Source organism: Microcosmobacter mediterraneus (assembly GCF_031846265.1).
GTDB lineage: Bacteria > Bacteroidota > Bacteroidia > Flavobacteriales > Flavobacteriaceae > Microcosmobacter > Microcosmobacter mediterraneus.
Map to the genome: position 1 here is coordinate 191730 of NZ_JAVRIA010000002.1, position 18522 is coordinate 210251.

An 18522-nucleotide genomic window follows, 5' to 3' on the forward strand; every position below is an offset into this window, starting at 1 on the left:
AGTTTAGTTTAGAAGATTATTTTCTTCATTAGGGAAGACTAGTGATGGCTTAAAAACCTTAGCGTCTTCAATATCCATAAACGCATAAGTGATTAAAATTAGTGTGTCTCCAACCGCTACTTTCCTAGCAGCTGCTCCGTTTAAAGTAATCTCACCAGAATTTCTTGGACCTGGAATACAATAGGTCTCCAATCGTTCACCGTTATTATTATTAACGATTTGAACTTTCTCACCTTGTATTATATTAGCTGCATCCATTAGATCTTCATCAATGGTTATACTACCTATATAATTGAGATCTGCACCTGTAACTTTTACGCGATGGATTTTAGATTTTACAACTTGAATTTGCATGAGGCAAAGGTAATTATTTTAGAGCGATGTTATCTATTAGTCGAATATCATCTGCAAATACTGCGATAAATGCTCTGTATTTTTTTGTGTTAGATCTTCGTTTTATAGGCTTTAAGGTTTTCTCATCTGCAATAGTAAAATACTCTAATTCTAATAGACCATGATTTGCAAACTGATTTATTACCCATTCCGTAACCTTATTAGCACTTTTTGTGCCAAACTTCTGCTTGGCAGACTTTAATGTTTTGTAAATAAATGGTGCTGCATTTCTATACTCTGGCTTAAGGCGTTCATTACGAGAACTCATGGCTAAACCATCTACTTCTCTATGGATTTTACAACCAACTATTTTTACAGGAATATTATGTTTTTCTGCTAACTTTTTAATGATCATTAATTGCTGAAAGTCTTTCTCACCAAAATACGCTGATTCTGGTTCTACAATGTCTAACAAGCGTTTAACAATTGTGCCAACACCATCAAAGTGACCAGCTCTAAATTTCCCTTCCATTTCATGTTCTAAACCATCATAACTAAAGGACTCAGAAATAACTAAATCACTGTATATATCCTCTACTGTTGGAGCATAAACAACAATTTTATCTTTAGATAGTGTTTTAAGTAATGTAACATCTCTTTCTAAAGTTCTTGGGTAGTTTTTTAGGTCTTCAGCATTATTAAACTGAGTTGGATTAACAAAAATGCTAACCACTACAAGCGCGTTTTGAGATAGTCCTTTTTCAATTAGAGATAGATGACCTTCATGCAAAGCACCCATTGTAGGTACAAAACCAACGGTTTCAGAATCACTTCTGCTAGTGCCTAAATAGGCTCTAAGATCTTTTTTGTTGTAAAATATTTTCATTGCTAACAAAAAATTAACAGCCTGCAAACTTAATATTTTCAAGGCAATCTGCATAAAAATTCGTAATTTTGCATGTTTTATTACAAACTTTTCAAAGTTAAACTATATGAAGGATAAGCGAATATTATATGTGTCGTCGGAAGTTGTACCCTATTTACCAGAGACTGAGATTTCATCCATGTCTTTTGAAGCGCCAAGAATGGTAAACAAACAAGGCGGACAGATACGAATATTTATGCCGCGTTTTGGTAACATTAATGAGCGCCGTCATCAACTACACGAAGTGATTAGACTCTCTGGTATAAATCTTGTTATTAATGATTTAGATATGCCATTAATAATAAAGGTTGCTTCCATTCCTAAAGAACGTATTCAGGTTTACTTTATAGATAACGAAGAGTATTTTAAAAGAAAAGCAACATTAACTGATGAAGACGGAAAGCTCTTTTCAGATAATGACGAACGTGCTATATTCTTTGCAAAAGGTGTAATTGAAACAGTTAAAAAATTAAATTGGGCTCCAGATATCATTCATGTTAATGGTTGGCTAGCTTCTTTACTTCCTGTTTATCTTAAAGAGTACTATAAAGACGAGCCTTTATTCTCTGAAAGTAAAATTGTGACCTCTATATACAATCAAAGTTTCGATGGTACGTTAGATAAGACCATGATAGATAAAGTTCGTTTTGATAATATTGAAGAGAGTGCAATTGAAATTTTAAAAACACCAAACTTCAATAACTTAATGAAAATTGCCATAGATTATTCGGATGCTCTAATTGAAGGGTCAAATAATTTACCTGATGATTTAAAACATTATTTAGAAGAGTCTGGCAAGCCTGTGCTAGAGTACCATTCTCCAGAAGAATTTATTGAACCCTATACAGAATTCTATCAAAATAAAGTGTTAAGCTAAACTGCGATAAAATTATATTACCATGAAACATACCATAAGGTATTCAGTATTTACAATACTTCTGTTAACTACAATTATTGCTTGTGATAAAGATTTCGCAAGTATAGATTCTGACATTATTAATAATGAGAATGCTACTAATTTTAACACCGATAGCGAAAAATTTAATGTTATCGCTTACACAAATAAATTAGATCCTGTACAAACGGATAACATGCCCATTAATTTACTTGGTGTACATAATGATCCTAATTACGGAAGCTACACAGCTAGCATAGTAACACAATTGAGCTCGGCAGTAATTGCTCCAGATTTTGGTGAAAATGTAGAATTAGATTCGGTCGTACTTACCTTGCCGTATTTTAGTAGAGCAATTGATGTAGATGAAGATGGATTCCCTATTTACGAGTTAGACTCTGTATACGGAAGTTCTCCTATTAAATTAAGTATTTATGAGAACAATTTTTTTCTTAGAGATTTCGATCCTACTTCAGAGTTCAGCCAATCTCAGAGTTATTTTTCTAATAAAGCAACATCCATTTCAGATAATATTTCGCCATCAGATTTAGAAGGTACACCAATCTTATTAGATCCAGATGCAGCACCTTTTATTGATGTTAATAACTTTGTCCCTAGTAGCGATATTGTAGAGCTTTGGGATGAAGATGATGAAGTAACTCAGCGTAATGCACCTTCATTACGATTAAAATTAGATAATCAATTTTGGCAAGAGAAAATCTTAGATATGGAAGGTGATCCTGTTCTAAGTAATGCCAATAATTTTAGCAACTATTTTAGAGGTTTGTATATTAAAGCAGAAGCGTTAACTCCAGATGGAAGTTTAATGTATTTTAATTTTAATTCATCTAATGCAAATATTGTTTTGTACTACACACAAGATCCTTTTACAGAAGGTGAAGAAAGAGAAAATGCAACATTCACACTAGGTTTTAATGGCAATAGAGTTAACTTTTATGATACCAATTTTACAACAATTATCCCTGATGGTGATGAGGTTAATGGCGATGAAAGAATTTACTTAAAAGGTGGTGAAGGCGCTTTAGGAGAGATCAAACTTTTTGGTGGTGAAGATTTAGATAATGATAACAGCTCTGACAATACTTTTGAAAGCTTTAAAAAAGAATTTGTTAATACTGATGCTGATGGAAAATTTATGAGTCGAAAACGAATTATCAACGAAGCAAACTTAGTCTTTTATGTGGACAACGCTTTGGTTAATGGTGATGAACCAAATAGATTATTCTTATTTGATGCAAAAAACAATACACCTTTAGTAGACTACTTTCTCGATGCTAATAATGGTGTAGATCCAGAGAACTCAATCATTAACCATCTTGGGCCTTTAGAACGTGTTGATGATGATGATCCTCAAAGCGAAGGTGTTAAATATAAATTTAAACTCACTCAACACATCACCAACTTACTAGTAAACGACTCCACTAATGTAAAATTAGGACTATCTGTTTCTACTAATGTTAATCTTGAAGAGAGTTTTAATCATGGCAATATTTTAACAGGTGATGACTCTTCTGTGCTAGAAATACCTTTGAGTTCAATAATTTCTCATAGAGGTACTATTTTAGCAGGAAATAATCATCCAGATCCAGATAAAAGAGTGTATTTAGAAATCTTTTATTCAGAACCAGAAAACGACTAATCTATGTGTGGAATTGTTGGCTACATTGGACACCGAGAAGCTTATCCTATAATAATGAAAGGGCTTCAAAGGCTTGAGTACAGAGGGTATGATAGTGCTGGTATAGCACTTTTTGATGGAAACAACATAAAACTCTCTAAAACAAAAGGTAAAGTAGTTGATTTAGAAGATAGAGTAGCAAAAGAAATTAACACCGAAGGTAGTTTAGGAATTGGTCATACACGCTGGGCAACACATGGTGTGCCAAATGATGTAAATTCGCATCCTCATTATTCAAATTCTGGTAATCTAGTTATCATTCATAACGGAATTATAGAGAATTATGAATCACTAAAAAAGGAACTTACCAAACGCGGTTATACTTTTAAGTCAGATACAGATACAGAAGTTCTTATCAATCTAATTGAAGATGTAAAAAAGAACGAAAATACTAAGCTTGGTAAAGCGGTTCAGATTGCCTTAAACCAAGTTGTTGGTGCCTATGCAATTGCTGTGTTTGACAAGAATAAACCAAACGAAATTGTTGTTGCAAGATTAGGGAGTCCATTAGCTATTGGTATTGGAGAAGATGAGTTTTTTATAGCAAGTGATGCCTCTCCTTTTATTGAATACACAAAGAATGCTATTTATTTAGAAGACGAAGAAATGGCTATCGTTAGGAGAAATAAAGGCGTTAAGATTAGAAAAATTAAAGATGATTCTTTAGTTGATCCATATATACAGGAGCTACAAATAAATCTTGAGCAAATAGAAAAAGGAGGCTTTGACCATTTTATGCTCAAAGAAATTTATGAACAACCTAGTGCAATTCAAGATACCTTTAGAGGTCGAATGTTACCCAAAGACGCTATTATTAAAATGGCTGGTGTTGAGGATAACATGAAAACCTTCTTAAATGCTGACCGAATTATTGTAGTTGCGTGTGGCACATCTTGGCATGCTGGCTTAGTTTCAGAATATATTTTTGAGAATTTAGCTAGAATTCCTGTAGAGGTTGAATATGCTTCAGAATTTCGATATAGAAATCCAGTTATTACAGATAAAGATGTCGTTATCGCTATTTCTCAATCTGGAGAAACTGCAGATACGCTTGCAGCCATAAAACTTGCAAAATCTAAAGGTGCTTTTGTCTTTGGTGTCTGCAATGTCGTTGGCTCATCGATTGCCAGAGAAACTGATGCAGGAGCTTACACACATGCTGGACCAGAAATTGGTGTTGCTTCAACCAAAGCTTTTACAACACAAATAACAGTACTAACACTTATAGCTCTGCGTTTAGCTAGAGCAAAAGGCACGATCACGAGCACTGAGTTTAGACATCATATGATTGAGTTAGAACTCATTCCTGAAAAAGTAAAAAAAGCTTTGGAATCTGATGATTATGTAAGATCTATTGCTGAGATTTATAAAGATGCTAGTAACTTTTTATATCTAGGACGTGGTTATAATTTTCCAGTAGCCTTAGAAGGCGCTTTAAAACTTAAAGAGATATCTTATATCCATGCCGAAGGTTATCCTGCTGCTGAGATGAAACATGGTCCAATTGCTCTCATTGATGAGAATATGCCTATTGTTGTTATTGCCACAAGAAAAGGACATTACGATAAGGTAGTTAGTAACATTGAAGAGATAAAATCCAGATCTGGTAAGATTATAGGTATTGTAACAGAAGGAGATACTACTGTAAAAAAATTAGCAGATCATGTTATTGAAGTCCCTGAGTCATTAGAGTTATTATCACCTTTACTCACTACTATTCCACTTCAATTATTATCTTATCATATTGCGGTAATGCTAGATAAAAATGTAGATCAACCAAGAAATTTGGCTAAGTCAGTTACGGTTGAGTAAAACAAAATTTTTCATAAAAAATGCTATTTTAGCAATTTATTCGATGTAAAATCATCAAATAAATACTATGCATGCATAATTTTTAAGGAATATTTATTTTTAATACCATATATTTATATATATTGGCATAATATTTAATTAACTATTCCCTAAAATGAAGACAATTCTAAAGATTTTAATGCTGTTTTGTTGTGCTTATTCCTTTGCTCAAACAACAGTAAAAGGTACTGTAAAAGACAATAATGGACAACCACTTCCTGGAGCAAACATTATCGTAGTAGGTACTACAACAGGTGCTATTTCAGATTTTGATGGTAACTTTAACTTATCTGTTGACCAAGATCCACCTTTTACTATTCAAGTAAGTAGTGTAGGATTTCAGACAGTAACACAAGAAGTAACAACAAATCCTCAGACGATAGACTTTATAATGAAAGAAGGAACTGAGCTTGATGAAGTTGTAATATCTGCTTCCAGAACTCCAGAGCGTATTTTTGAATCGCCTGTAACTGTAGAACGTTTTGGTTTAAAAGCAATTAAAAATACGGCATCTGCCGATTTTTATGATGGTTTAGAAAATCTTAAAGGTGTAGATATTAACACCAACAGTTTAACGTTTAAATCCATTAACACACGTGGTTTTGCAACTTTTGCTAATACACGATTTATGCAGTTAGTAGATGGAATGGATAACTCTGCTCCAGCCTTGAATTTCCCACTTGGTAATTTATTAGGAATGACAGAAACTGATATTCAAAGTGTTGAGATTTTACCAGGTGCTGCATCTGCCCTTTATGGTGCTAATGCATTCAATGGTATTCTGTTTATGCGAAGCAAAAGCCCTTTTGATAATGATGGTATTAGTGGCTATGTTAAACGTGGTATAACTTCTCAAGAAGCTGCAGGAAATAATGACTATACTGATTTAGGAATCAGAATGGCTCATAAGTTTAGTGATAAGTTTGCTGCAAAAGTGAATTTTGGATATTTAAAAGGAACTGATTGGGCCGCAAACAACATAACAGATAAAGATATGGTTGGAGGCACAAGAGCAAACAATTTAAATTATGACGGTTTAAATGTATATGGTGATGAAGTAAGTACAAATATCAATGGTGTTGCGCAACTATTAGAGGGCTTAGGTTTAGCACCTCCAGGATCTTCAACTTTGGTGCCTTCTGTTGATGTAAGTAGAACAGGTTATGATGAAGCAGATTTAACCAACTATAATGCCGAAAGTATAAAAGCAGATTGGGGATTATACTTCAGACCATGGGGAGACGATTTTGAAATTCAATATGTAGGTAAAGTTGGTTCTGGTAATACCATTTACCAAGGAGCTAATAGGTATAACATTAAGAACTTTTTCTTACAACAACATAAAATAGAAGTTAGAAATGATAATTTCTTTTTAAGAGGTTATGTTACAGAAGATAAAGCTGGTGATTCTTATGATATGGTATTTACAGGTATTAATATCAATAGAGCATGGAAAGATGATGAAACTTGGTTTGGAGAATATGTAGCAAGTTATATTGGCGCTACTTTGGGTGGAGCTAACGATGCGCAAGCTCATTTTGCAGGTCGCCAAGCAGCTGACACAGGTCGCTTCCTTCCTGGTACTCCTCAATTCCAAAATGCATTCAATAATAGTATTAATGATCCTGATTTAACAACTGGTTCTAAATTCCAAGATAATTCTAAAATCTATCATGCAGATGCTAACTATAACTTTACTCATCTTTGGGATGCTGTTGAATTGCAAGTTGGTGGATCTTACAGACGCTATGAGTTAAATTCTTTCGGTACAATTTACACAGATACTGATGGTCCTATAGATTATTCAGAAGTTGGTGTTTATACTCAGGCACAGAAAAATCTTGAGATTAATGAAAATTTGCAATTAAAACTTACAGGCTCTATTCGTTATGATAAATCAGAATTATTTGATGGGTTTTTCTCACCAAGGTTATCTGCTGGTTTAACTGTAAATGAAAATCATAATATTAGAGCATCGTTCCAAACTGGTTTTAGAAATCCTACAACCCAAGATTTATACATTGGATTAGATGTTGGTAGAGCTATATTAATTGGTGGAGCTTCTGATAACCCAGCAAGAGATATACGTAACTATAGTTTAAGTGCTACAGGAGCAGCTCTTCTTGGTCAGTCTAATATCGATTTTGATGGACAAGGAGCTTACAACAATTCTTTTTTAGCAAGTTCAGTCCTTGCTTTTGCTGCTTCAGGAAACCCAGCTGATCTTGAGATTGGTAATTCTGGACTTGTAAAGCCAGAACAGGTAACCTCATACGAGGTTGGTTATCGTGGTAAAGTAGAAGGTTTTGTTATAGATGCCTCTGCATATTTTAACCAATACCAAGACTTTTTAGCTAATGAAACTGTAATAGCTCCTTTTTATGGAGATGTTCAATTAACGCAAACTATTCCAGGTACTGCAACGCCTTTAGCTCTTGCAGCAATAGCAGAAGGTGATAGCCAAGTATACCAAACCTACACCAATTCTGATGCAGATGTGAATTCTTATGGTGCAGCAATTGGTGTTTCAACAAAAATATTTAACGGTTTTGATATTAGTGCTAACTATACATACACAAAGTTAGATTTTGATGTATTAGCTAATCCAGATTTCAGAACTAATTTTAATACACCAGAACATAAATTCAAAGCAAGTTTTGGTAATACTAGCTTATTTGAAAACTTCGGATTCAATGTAGCTTGGAGATGGAGTGATAACTATTTCTGGGAAGCATCATTTGGAGATGGAGAAGTACCAGCTTTCCATGTATTAGATGCTCAAATTAACTACAGAATTCCTAGTTTAAAGTCTACCTTTAAATTAGGTGCTACAAACTTACTTCAAGATGAATACTTTACAGCTTTTGGTACTGGTTTAGTAGGATCTATGTATTACGCATCTATTACAATTAACAATTTATAATAACGAAAAAGAATACTAAAGATGAAAACTATTAAATATATAATACTATCAGCACTTTTTGTGGGATTACTAGGTTGTGAAAATGAAACATTAGAAGACTTAAGAGATAGAAATAATGAAGAAGAAGTGATATTACCAGATTTAACAGCTGGTTCAGCAGATTTCTCAAGGTTTGTATCCATTGGTGCTTCCTTCACTGCAGGTTTTACCGATAACGGACTATTTATTGCCTCGCAGAAAAATTCATTCCCAAATATAATGTCAGATCAATTTGCCAAAATTGGAGGTGGTGAGTATAATCAACCATTAATGAATGACAATTTTGGTGGTTTAGCACTAGCAGGAAACAGAATAACGCAACCTCGTTTAGTATTTGGAGGTGCTGGTCCTGTTCCCTTAGAATCAATTATTGGACCTGTTACAGTAAGTACAGATATTGCTCTAAATAATCCAACTGGTCCTTTTAATAACTTAGGAGTTCCAGGAGCAAAGAGCTTTCATATGATTGCTAATGGATATGGTAACTTATCAAACTTTCCAGCTGCAGCTAACCCTTATGCAGTAAGATTAACAGGAAGTAGTCCTGATGCTTCAATGTTAGAACTGGCTGTTGCTCAGAATCCAACATTTTTTACACTTTCAGAAATTGGTGGAAATGATGTGTTAGGTTATGCAACCTCTGGTGGTGATGGTTCAAATCCTATAACAGATACTGGAACTTTTGATTTTGCTTTAACTACTATGGTTAATGCCTTAGTTGCAACTGGAGCAGATGGTGCTATCGCTAACCTTCCTAATATTACAAGTTTATCTTATTTTACAACTGTAACTCATAATCCATTAGAGCCTTCTAATGAGGCGTTTGGGCCATTAATCCCTACCTTAAACACTTTGTTTGGTGCTTTAAATGGCGCTTATGCATTTTTAGAAGCTCAAGGTGCTATTGATAATGCAGCTCAACGTTCTATTGTGTTTTCAGAAACTGAGGCTAGTGCAGTTGTTATTAGAGATGAGAGTATTGATAACATTGCAACGCTAATCACCAATACTTTATTAGGTAATCCAGCATTTCCTGCTTTTATTGGGCAGTTTGGTTTACCACCAGAGGCAGCACCTTTAGTGGCTGCGTTATTAGGTAATATTTATGGTCAAACAAGACAAGCCACAGCTGAAGATCTACTAACATTACCGAGTTCTTCAGTTATCGGAACAGTAAATACAGATACATTTAATTTCTTAGTATCTCAAGGCTTAACTCCTGATTTAGCTGGTCAGTTCTCAGTTGAAGGTGTTACAAACCCACTCATTGATACTTGGGTTTTATTACCTACTGAACAAGCAGAAATTGCAGCAGCAACAGAAGCTTATAACGCTTCTATATCTGCAGCTGCCTCAGCAAACGGTTTAGCTTTAGTAGACTTAAATTCTGTACTTGTTGAAGCATCTTCTGTTGGAATTCAGTTTGATGATTTCTTTTTAAATACTGATTTAGTATTTGGAGGTTTAGTGAGTTTAGATGGTGTTCATTTAACAGCAAGAGGATATGCTTTAATGGCAAATAGTTTCTTACAGGCTATAGATTCTCAATTTGGATCTAATTTTATGGCTTCAGGAAATGTAGCTAAAGCTGGAGATTTCCCTACAAACTATTCTCCTACATTAGGCTTAGAATAAAAAACAAACCTTATATAAACAAAAAAGCACTTGTAAATACAAGTGCTTTTTTTATTCAATTATTTATCATTAAAATATTAGAGCTCTAAAGCAGTTTTGATATCATTATTCATAAGCAACTCAATTGGGTTTTCAAGAGCTTCTTTTACAGCTACTAAAAATCCTACAGATTCCTTACCATCAATAATTCTATGGTCATAAGATAAAGCCACAAACATTATTGGTCTAATTTCAACCTTTCCATCAATAGCTACAGGACGTTCAACAATATTATGCATACCTAAGATACCAGACTGAGGAGGATTTATTATTGGTGTAGATAACATACTACCAAAAACGCCACCATTAGAAATGGTAAATGTTCCTCCTGTCATTTCGTCTACAGTAATCTGTCCATCTCTTGCTCTTATAGCTAGGCGTTTTACTTCGCTCTCAATACCTCTAAACGATAAATTCTCAGCATTTCTAATAACAGGCACCATTAATCCTTTTGGTCCTGAAACAGCAATAGAAATATCTACAAAATCGTAGGTTAACATTTCTTTACCATCAATCATAGAGTTTACAGCAGGATACAATTTTAAAGCTCTTACAACTGCTAATGAGAAGAAAGACATAAAGCCTAAGCTTACACCATGTTTTGCTTTAAAGGTTTCTTTATACTCTTTTCTCAATGCAAAAATCGGAGACATATCTACTTCATTAAATGTCGTAAGCATAGCCGTTGTATTTTTAGCTTCAACTAAACGTTCAGCCACTTTACGACGAAGCATTGACATTTTACTTCTGGACGTTCCTCTGCCGTCTGTATCAATTGCTTTACCCATTGAAGGGACAGCTTTTACAGCATCTTCTTTGGTAATACGTCCATCAACTCCTGTACCTTTTACTTGAGAAGCATCCATACTCTTCTCAGCTAAAATCTTTTTAGCAGCAGGACTTGCGCTACCTGAAGCATATGTTTCGTTTTTAGATTGCTTGGGTTGTTTAGGTGTTTCTACTTTTACTTCATTACTTTCTGTAGAGGCAGTACTTCCTCCTTCAGGTGCTTCTGCACTTGTATCAATTAAGCACACCACTTGCCCAACCTCTACTGCATCTCCTTCTTCAGCCTTTAGAGTTATTGTTCCACTTGCTTCTGCAGGTAATTCTAAAGTTGCTTTATCACTATCAACTTCAGCAATCGCTTGATCTTTTTCAACATAATCACCATCAGCAACTAGCCATTCTGCTATTTCCACTTCAGTAATTGATTCGCCTGGAGAAGGCACTTTCATTTCTAAAATCATATTCTCTTTATTTGTCATTTCTGCGCAAGCAGGAATGTTATCATTTGATACTTTATTTTTGGATTCCTACTCTCGCAGGTATTACAGTTTTATCGTTGATTGTTTTTACTCTTATCAAAAACATAATCTATAATTTCTTGATGCCTAATCTTTGAACGTACCGAGCTACCTGCTGCTGGTGCTCCATAAGGTCGTCTACTTGCTGCTCGCCATTGTCGTGCTTCATCTAAGTGCATCAACATATGTCCATAAGCTCCCATATTTCTTGGTTCTTCTTGAGCCCAAACGATATCATCTGCATTTTTATATTTTTTAACTATCGCTCTAATTTGCTCTGATGGAAGTGGAAACAATTGTTCTATTCTTACCAAAGCCACATCATTTCGTTCTAATTGTTCTTTTTCTTGTAATAAATCGTAGTAAAATTTACCTGTTACAAAAACTAAAGTCTTCACTTTATCAGCTTTTGCAGTAGTATCATCAATTAACATCTGGAAGCTTCCATTGGCAAATTCATCAACACTTGATACTACTTTTGGATGGCGTAATAAACTCTTTGGTGTAAATATGACTAAGGGCTTTCTGTAATTGGCTTTCATTTGTCTACGTAACAAATGAAACATATTGGCTGGAGTTGAACAATCAGCCACAAACATATTGTCTTTAGCACAAACCTGAAGATAACGCTCCATGCGACCAGATGAATGCTCAGCACCTTGACCTTCATAACCATGAGGAAGCAACATTACCAACCCATTCTGAGTTTTCCATTTATCTTCTCCAGAAGAAATGTACTGGTCTATCATTATTTGTGCTCCATTGCTAAAATCTCCAAATTGAGCTTCCCAAATGGTAAGTGTTTTAGGGCTTGCCATAGCATAACCATAATCAAAACCAACTACACCATACTCTGAGAGTAGTGAATTATAAATATTAAATTGATTTGGGTCTTTAGCTACATTTTTTAATAGAATAATCTCTTCTTCACTATCTTCAACCTTTACAACTGCATGTCTATGCGAAAATGTTCCGCGCTCAACATCTTGACCCGAAATTCTAACATTAAATCCTTCTGTAAGCAAAGATCCATAGGCTAAATGCTCAGCCATTGACCAATCCAAACGATTTTCATCAAACATAGTTTGACGAGATTCTACTAAGCGTTGAATTTTTCTTATGAATTTTTTATCTGATGGTAGGTTAGAGATCGATTTTGTGATATTAGCCAAAGTATCTACTGCAACAGTGGTGTCCACAGTTTTCATCATCTCTTTTTCATCAACACGAATAAAATCTTTCCATTGCTCCTGCATAAATGGAGAAATAACCGTTTTTTCAATCTTTCTTGAATCTTCTAGTTTTTCTTCAAGTTTATCTTTGTATTCTTTTTCTATTTGTTTTACAAAACCAGCATCGATGATATTTTCAGCGAGTAAACGCTCTGCGTAAATATCTCTGGGATTTTTATGTTTTGAAATGGCTTTATAAAGTAAAGGTTGCGTAAATTTAGGTTCATCACCTTCGTTATGCCCATATTTTCTGTAACCTAATAGATCAATAAAAACATCGCGTTTAAATTTCATTCTAAAATGCAAAGCAAACAATGTGGCATGCACTACTGATTCTACATCATCAGAATTAACGTGCAACACAGGTGATAGCGTTACTTTGCCAACATCTGTACAATAGGTGCTAGATCTACCATCTAAATAATTGGTTGTAAAACCTATCTGATTGTTTACAACAATATGAACCGTTCCATTAGTTTTATAACCATCTAGCTGAGCCATTTGTACTACTTCATAAACCAAGCCTTGACCAGCAATTGCAGCATCTCCATGCACTACAATTGGTAGAACCTGTGAAGCATCCTCTATACTCTTACTATCTTGTTTAGCTCTTGCAATACCTTCAACAACTGCTCCAACTGTTTCTAAATGCGAAGGGTTTGGTGCAATGCTTAAATTTATTTTTTTACCATTGTCGGTTTCGCGATCACTCGTCCAACCCAAATGGTATTTTACATCACCATCAAACACCTTTTCCTCATAATCCTTACCGTCAAATTCGCTAAAAATATCTTTAGCAGATTTTCCAAATATATTGGTTAGAGTACTAAGACGTCCTCTATGAGCCATTCCCATAACAAACTCCTTAACACCAAACTCTGCAGCCTTTTCAATCATGGCATCTAAAGCAGGAATTAAAGATTCATTGCCTTCTAAAGAAAAACGTTTCTGCCCAACATACTTAGTATGCAAAAAGGTTTCAAATGAAACTGCTTGGTTTAACTTTTTTAGAATATTCTTTTTCTGGTCTGGTGAAAACGTACCATGATTATCGTTAACATTGAGTTTGTCTTGTATCCATTGGATTTCTTCAGGCTTTCTTATATACATGTACTCTACACCAATAGAATCACAATAAATACGTTCTAGGTGATCTATTATAACTTGTAAAGTCGTTTTGCCTAAACCAATAATTTCTCCAGCCGAAAAGGTGGTTGCTAAATCATTCTGTGATAATCCAAAATTTTCAATCTCTAATGTAGGTGCATATTTACGTCTTGCTCTTACAGGATTGGTTTTAGTAAATAAATGACCTCTGTTTCTGTAACCATCAATAAGCTTTACAACTTGAAATTCTTTTTGAAGTTGCTCTGGGATTTGCGCACTTACACCTTCGATAATTTCGCCATCCATTCCATAATTTTCAGTTCCGAAATCGTAACCTTGAAAAAAGGCACGCCAACTCGGTTCAATAGAATCTGGGTTTTGTAAATATTGGTCATATAAATCAGCGAAGTAAGCTGTATGTGCGGCGTTTAGAAAGGAATATTTATCCATTGTATATTAAATACCTACTCGTTGTCATAAAGTTTATACAAAAGTACAACTTTTAGGAAAACCTAAATACGGTTTTAGTATATTTATAAGTATGGTTTTACATAAGTTTTATTAATACTAATATCTGTTTTGAAAAATTTAAAATTAATACTGCTAACTATTCCGATGGTTCTAATTAGTCTTTATAGTTATGCGCAAGAAATTCCGCAAAATGAAGAGGATAACTTTTGGAGAAATGTACAATTTGGAGGAGGCTTAGGCTTAAGTTTTGCTAATGGCTTTTTTAGTGCTACTGTTGCGCCTCAAGGCGTCTATAATTTTAACGAGCGTTTTGGGCTTGGTATAGGTTTAAATGCAACTGTAAATAGTCAAAAAAATAGATTTAAGTCTACTATTTTAGGAGGCAGTATTATCGGATTGTACAATCCATTAAGAGAAATTCAGCTTTCTACAGAATTTGAACAACTTAACGTTAATAGGAATTTTGATGAGAATTTTGTATCCAATATTGACGATAATTTTTGGAATAGTGCATTATTTATTGGTGTTGGTTACAGAACTAATAACGTAATATTTGGAATACGTTATGATGTTCTCTACGATGAAGAGAAAAGTATTTATGCTGAGCCATGGTTGCCTTTTATTAGATTTTGGTTTTGACTTCGACTTCGCTCAGCCAACAAACCATTATGCTAGTACTTAGATTTATACCACACTTTTTGCCAAATTCGCTTCAGTATTAAAAAAGTAACATCTTCTGAGAGCCTTCTAGTATCATTACCATCTATAGCTTTAATATCTTTCTCCGAAACATCAACGATATAAAGTAGATTAAGGTACTCTGAAAATTTTTCTTGTATAAGATGATATACTGTATCCTGTAGTATCAACTTTAAGCTAGTGGGTAAGGTTAGCTCATCAAACTCTAGATCAATGTTAGCCAATAATAAATCTTTATTCAGCTGCTGTACCATTTTATCGTATAAACTCAAACGGTTAGCTTCAGTGATAAGCAATTCAAAATTGTTAGGCAAATACATTAGGTATCTCTAGACATTAAACCTAAGCCAAAATTTTTGAGTATTTCTTTTTTACCATCAGAAATAGTTAGTGTATTTAAAATATTAAAAGCCTTATTAGAGTAAGCTTCAATGGCTTGTTTTGTAGCTGAAGAAGAGCCACTCGTTTCAAAAAAATGTTTTACAGTCTCTATTTTCTCAACATTATCTCTTGGACTTATGCTAAATAAATGTTTTAATTGCAATTGGTCGTCTTCATTTAAAAACTCAAGTGCTTTTAAGTAGAGATACGTTTTTTTATTCTCAATGATATCACCACCAACTTGCTTACCAAAAGTTTCTGGATTGCCAAAAGCATCTAAATAGTCATCTTGCAATTGAAACGCTATCCCTAAATTTTTACCAAACTCGTAAATCTTATTTTGGTCTTCAATTGAAGCATTAGCAACTATAGCTCCCATTTTCATGGCTGCACCAACTAAAACTGCTGTTTTAAACTCAATCATTTTTAAATATTCAGAAATTGTGACATCATCTCTAGTTTCAAAATCGACATCATATTGCTGACCTTCACATACTTCTAAAGCTGTTTTACTAAACAATTTTGCCAACTCCTGAAATATGTCAACATCATAGTTTTCAAAAAGCTTATAGGCCATGATGAGCATAGCATCACCTGAAAGGATTCCTGTATTAATATCCCATTTTTCATGAACAGTTTGTTTCCCTCGTCGCAGAGGTGCATCATCCATAATATCATCATGCACTAATGAAAAATTATGAAACACCTCAACCGAAAGTGCTGCATTCATAGCTTTATTGTAGTCACATTCAAAAATATCAGCTGTCATTAAAGTTAAAACCGGACGCAAGCGTTTTCCGCCTAATTTCAAAATATACGCTATAGGCTCATATAAATTTTTAGGCTCTTGGACTTTAGCATAATCACTAATGTATTTAATGATTGCATTTTGGTAAAATTCAACTGTTTGCATTGAACAAAGTTAAAGTAAATGTTACTCATCAAGCAAACTCTTTTGGTAAATGTTAAAAAACCATTAAAACTTTGGAAACTTTTTAGGTATTAAAAGTTTCCTGTTGTATTTTTGCTTTGATTATGAGAGAAAAAATACTTGCTATAGCAGCAGACCTATTTTTAAGTTATGGCTTTAAGAGTGTAACTATGGATGATATTGCTAATAAAATTGGTATTTCAAAAAAGACAATTTATCTACATTTTGAAAACAAAACTAAACTTGTAGAAGCAACAACACTCCATCTTTTTGATCTTATTTCGCATGGCATTGATTGTATTTGCGCCTTAGAAAAAAATCCTATTGAAGAGATTTATGATATTAAGCGTTTTGTTATGGATCATCTTAAAGACGAAAAATCCTCACCTCAATATCAACTTCAAAAATATTATCCAAGCATCTTTACAACGCTTAAGACAAAGCAGTTTAGTGTAATGCAAGACTGTGTATTAGAGAATCTTAAAAGAGGTCAAAAACAAGGTCTTTACAGAAAAAGTATAGATATAGAGTTTATTTCAAGAATTTATTTCAGTTCTATGTTGGCTATCAAGGATAAAGATTTATTTCCTTTAAAAATATTCTCAATGAACATGCTCATGGAACATTATTTAGAGTATCACCTCAGAGGAATATGTACTAGCCAAGGGCTGAAAATACTTAATCAATTTATAAATCAACCTACCGAACAACAAATCAAAATATAATGAGAAAACAGATATTATTGAGCATCACTTTATTGCTTTCGTTTTCGCTATTTGCTCAAGATAATAAACAATCATTTAGCCTACAAGAAGCTATTGATTATGCATTGCAAAATAATAGGACTGCAAAAAATGCAGCTCGAGATATTGAAGCTGCAGTAGAACAAAAATGGGAAACGACATCTACTGGCTTACCTCAGCTTAATGCCACAGTAGACTACCAAAATCAAATTAAACAACAATTTGAAGCTATTGATTTTGATATGGATGGTGTTCCAGATTTTGGAGCTAGACATTCTATGACAGCTTCTGCCAACCTAACTCAAAAAGTATTTGATGGCTCATATCTTGTTGGTTTACAGTCTGCAAAAGTATTTCTGGAAATTTCAAAAAATGCTAAAGAAAAAACTGATTTAGAAGTGCGAAAAGCTGTTATAGAAGCTTATGGCAATGTATTACTTGCTGAAGAAAGTGTGCAAATCTTTGAACGTAACATTTCGGTACTTCAAAAAAACCTAGACGAAACCACTAAGATTTTTGAAAATGGTTTAGGTGAAGAAGAAAGTGTTGAGCAACTACAAATTACATTATCAGGAGTGCAAAGTAATTTAAACAACACTAAACGACTTAAAACTATTGCTTATCAAATGTTCAATATCACTATTGGGCAAGATATAAACACTACTCCAACTTTAACCGATAATTTAATGGGCTTAGCGGAATACAACATTGTTTTGAGCCTGCTAGATGCAAAAGAAGATTATGAGAATACTATAGATTATAAAATTGCAGAAAATGACAAACGCTCTAAAGAGCTACTTTTAAAACTTGAAAAAAGCAAAGCCTTACCTACGCTAGATGCCTTTTTAAATGGCTCATATATCGCCAACCGTAACGCCTTCGATTTTGCCGATTTTAGTAATCGATGGATTGGTACTGCTACTTTTGGAGCTAGTTTACGTATTCCTATTTTCAGCTCATTAGGACGAAGTGCAGCGACACAACGTGCTAGAATAAATTTAGAAAAAGCTCAGGATGACCTTTTAGAAACTGAGCAAAAATTATTACTACAAATTAAAAGTGCTAAAAGTAACTACCAGTTTGCAATTGAAGATTATAACATTAAAAAAGACAACTTAGCTTTAGCTGAGCGAATAGAGCAGAAAAATCAAATAAAGTTTTTTGAAGGTATTGCATCTAGCTTTGAATTAAGTCAAGCGCAAACACAGCTTTATGGTGCACAACAAGATTATTTGCAAGCAATGGTTAATGTTATAAATAATAAAGCCGAACTAGAAACTATACTCAATCAAATACCTAAAAATTAATCATT

14 protein-coding genes are annotated in these 18522 nt (G+C 33.9%); 8 read left to right on the forward strand and 6 right to left on the reverse strand.

What is annotated here, in order from left to right:
* Positions 1 to 3: 3 nt before the first annotated feature.
* Entirely contained in the window at positions 4 to 354 is a 351-nt protein-coding gene (gene panD, locus RM697_RS04345) for an aspartate 1-decarboxylase (protein ID WP_311426637.1), read from the reverse strand.
* Positions 355 to 367: 13 nt separating this feature from the next.
* A complete protein-coding gene (gene panC / locus RM697_RS04350; RefSeq protein ID WP_311426638.1) occupies positions 368 to 1219 on the reverse strand; it encodes a pantoate--beta-alanine ligase in 852 nt (283 codons plus the stop codon).
* 106 nt (positions 1220 to 1325) lie between these two features.
* On the opposite strand from panC, the gene RM697_RS04355 reads away from it, so the two are divergent.
* From RM697_RS04355 to RM697_RS04375, 5 genes are all read left to right on the forward strand, one after another.
* Positions 1326 to 2135: a glycogen/starch synthase gene (locus tag RM697_RS04355; RefSeq protein WP_311426639.1), complete on the forward strand. Its 810-nt coding sequence runs from the start codon at positions 1326 to 1328 to the stop codon at positions 2133 to 2135.
* 22 nt (positions 2136 to 2157) lie between these two features.
* Complete coding sequence (bamH, locus tag RM697_RS04360) at positions 2158 to 3813, forward strand: BamH family beta-barrel-assembly machinery protein (RefSeq protein ID WP_311426640.1); 1656 nt, start codon at positions 2158 to 2160, stop codon at positions 3811 to 3813.
* 3 nt (positions 3814 to 3816) lie between these two features.
* A complete protein-coding gene (gene glmS, locus RM697_RS04365) occupies positions 3817 to 5664 on the forward strand; it encodes a glutamine--fructose-6-phosphate transaminase (isomerizing) (protein ID WP_311426641.1) in 1848 nt (615 codons plus the stop codon).
* Positions 5665 to 5818: 154 nt separating this feature from the next.
* Positions 5819 to 8626, forward strand: a complete 2808-nt coding sequence (locus RM697_RS04370) for a TonB-dependent receptor (RefSeq protein ID WP_311426642.1) — start codon at positions 5819 to 5821, stop codon at positions 8624 to 8626.
* A gap of 21 nt (positions 8627 to 8647) precedes the next feature.
* Entirely contained in the window at positions 8648 to 10300 is a 1653-nt protein-coding gene (locus tag RM697_RS04375) for a G-D-S-L family lipolytic protein (RefSeq protein ID WP_311426643.1), read from the forward strand.
* A 77-nt stretch (positions 10301 to 10377) separates the two neighbouring features.
* Here RM697_RS04375 and odhB read toward each other — a convergent pair whose 3' ends face one another.
* Positions 10378 to 11589, reverse strand: a complete 1212-nt coding sequence (gene odhB, locus RM697_RS04380; protein WP_311427028.1) for a 2-oxoglutarate dehydrogenase complex dihydrolipoyllysine-residue succinyltransferase — start codon at positions 11587 to 11589, stop codon at positions 10378 to 10380.
* An 89-nt stretch (positions 11590 to 11678) separates the two neighbouring features.
* The gene (locus RM697_RS04385) at positions 11679 to 14435 is read right to left on the reverse strand and encodes a 2-oxoglutarate dehydrogenase E1 component (protein ID WP_311426644.1); all 2757 of its coding nucleotides are present in this window, start codon (positions 14433 to 14435) and stop codon (positions 11679 to 11681) included.
* 165 nt (positions 14436 to 14600) lie between these two features.
* Between RM697_RS04385 and RM697_RS04390 the strand changes: the two genes are divergently transcribed.
* Positions 14601 to 15095, forward strand: a complete 495-nt coding sequence (locus RM697_RS04390) for an alpha-ketoglutarate decarboxylase (RefSeq protein WP_311426645.1) — start codon at positions 14601 to 14603, stop codon at positions 15093 to 15095.
* 32 nt (positions 15096 to 15127) lie between these two features.
* Here RM697_RS04390 and RM697_RS04395 read toward each other — a convergent pair whose 3' ends face one another.
* Both RM697_RS04395 and RM697_RS04400 read right to left on the reverse strand, forming a co-directional pair.
* Positions 15128 to 15475 carry a hypothetical protein gene (locus RM697_RS04395; RefSeq protein WP_311426646.1) on the reverse strand — a complete coding sequence of 116 codons (348 nt, stop codon included), beginning with the start codon at positions 15473 to 15475 and terminating at the stop codon, positions 15128 to 15130.
* Positions 15475 to 16449 carry a polyprenyl synthetase family protein gene (locus tag RM697_RS04400; RefSeq protein WP_311426647.1) on the reverse strand — a complete coding sequence of 325 codons (975 nt, stop codon included), beginning with the start codon at positions 16447 to 16449 and terminating at the stop codon, positions 15475 to 15477. The genes RM697_RS04395 and RM697_RS04400 overlap by 1 nt, the downstream gene beginning before the upstream one ends.
* 122 nt (positions 16450 to 16571) lie before the next feature.
* On the opposite strand from RM697_RS04400, the gene RM697_RS04405 reads away from it, so the two are divergent.
* Positions 16572 to 17192 (forward strand): TetR/AcrR family transcriptional regulator, encoded by a 621-nt coding sequence (locus RM697_RS04405; protein ID WP_311426648.1) that lies wholly within the window; start codon positions 16572 to 16574, stop codon positions 17190 to 17192.
* Positions 17192 to 18517 carry a TolC family protein gene (locus RM697_RS04410; RefSeq protein ID WP_311426649.1) on the forward strand — a complete coding sequence of 442 codons (1326 nt, stop codon included), beginning with the start codon at positions 17192 to 17194 and terminating at the stop codon, positions 18515 to 18517. The genes RM697_RS04405 and RM697_RS04410 overlap by 1 nt, the downstream gene beginning before the upstream one ends.
* Positions 18518 to 18522: the final 5 nt, after the last annotated feature.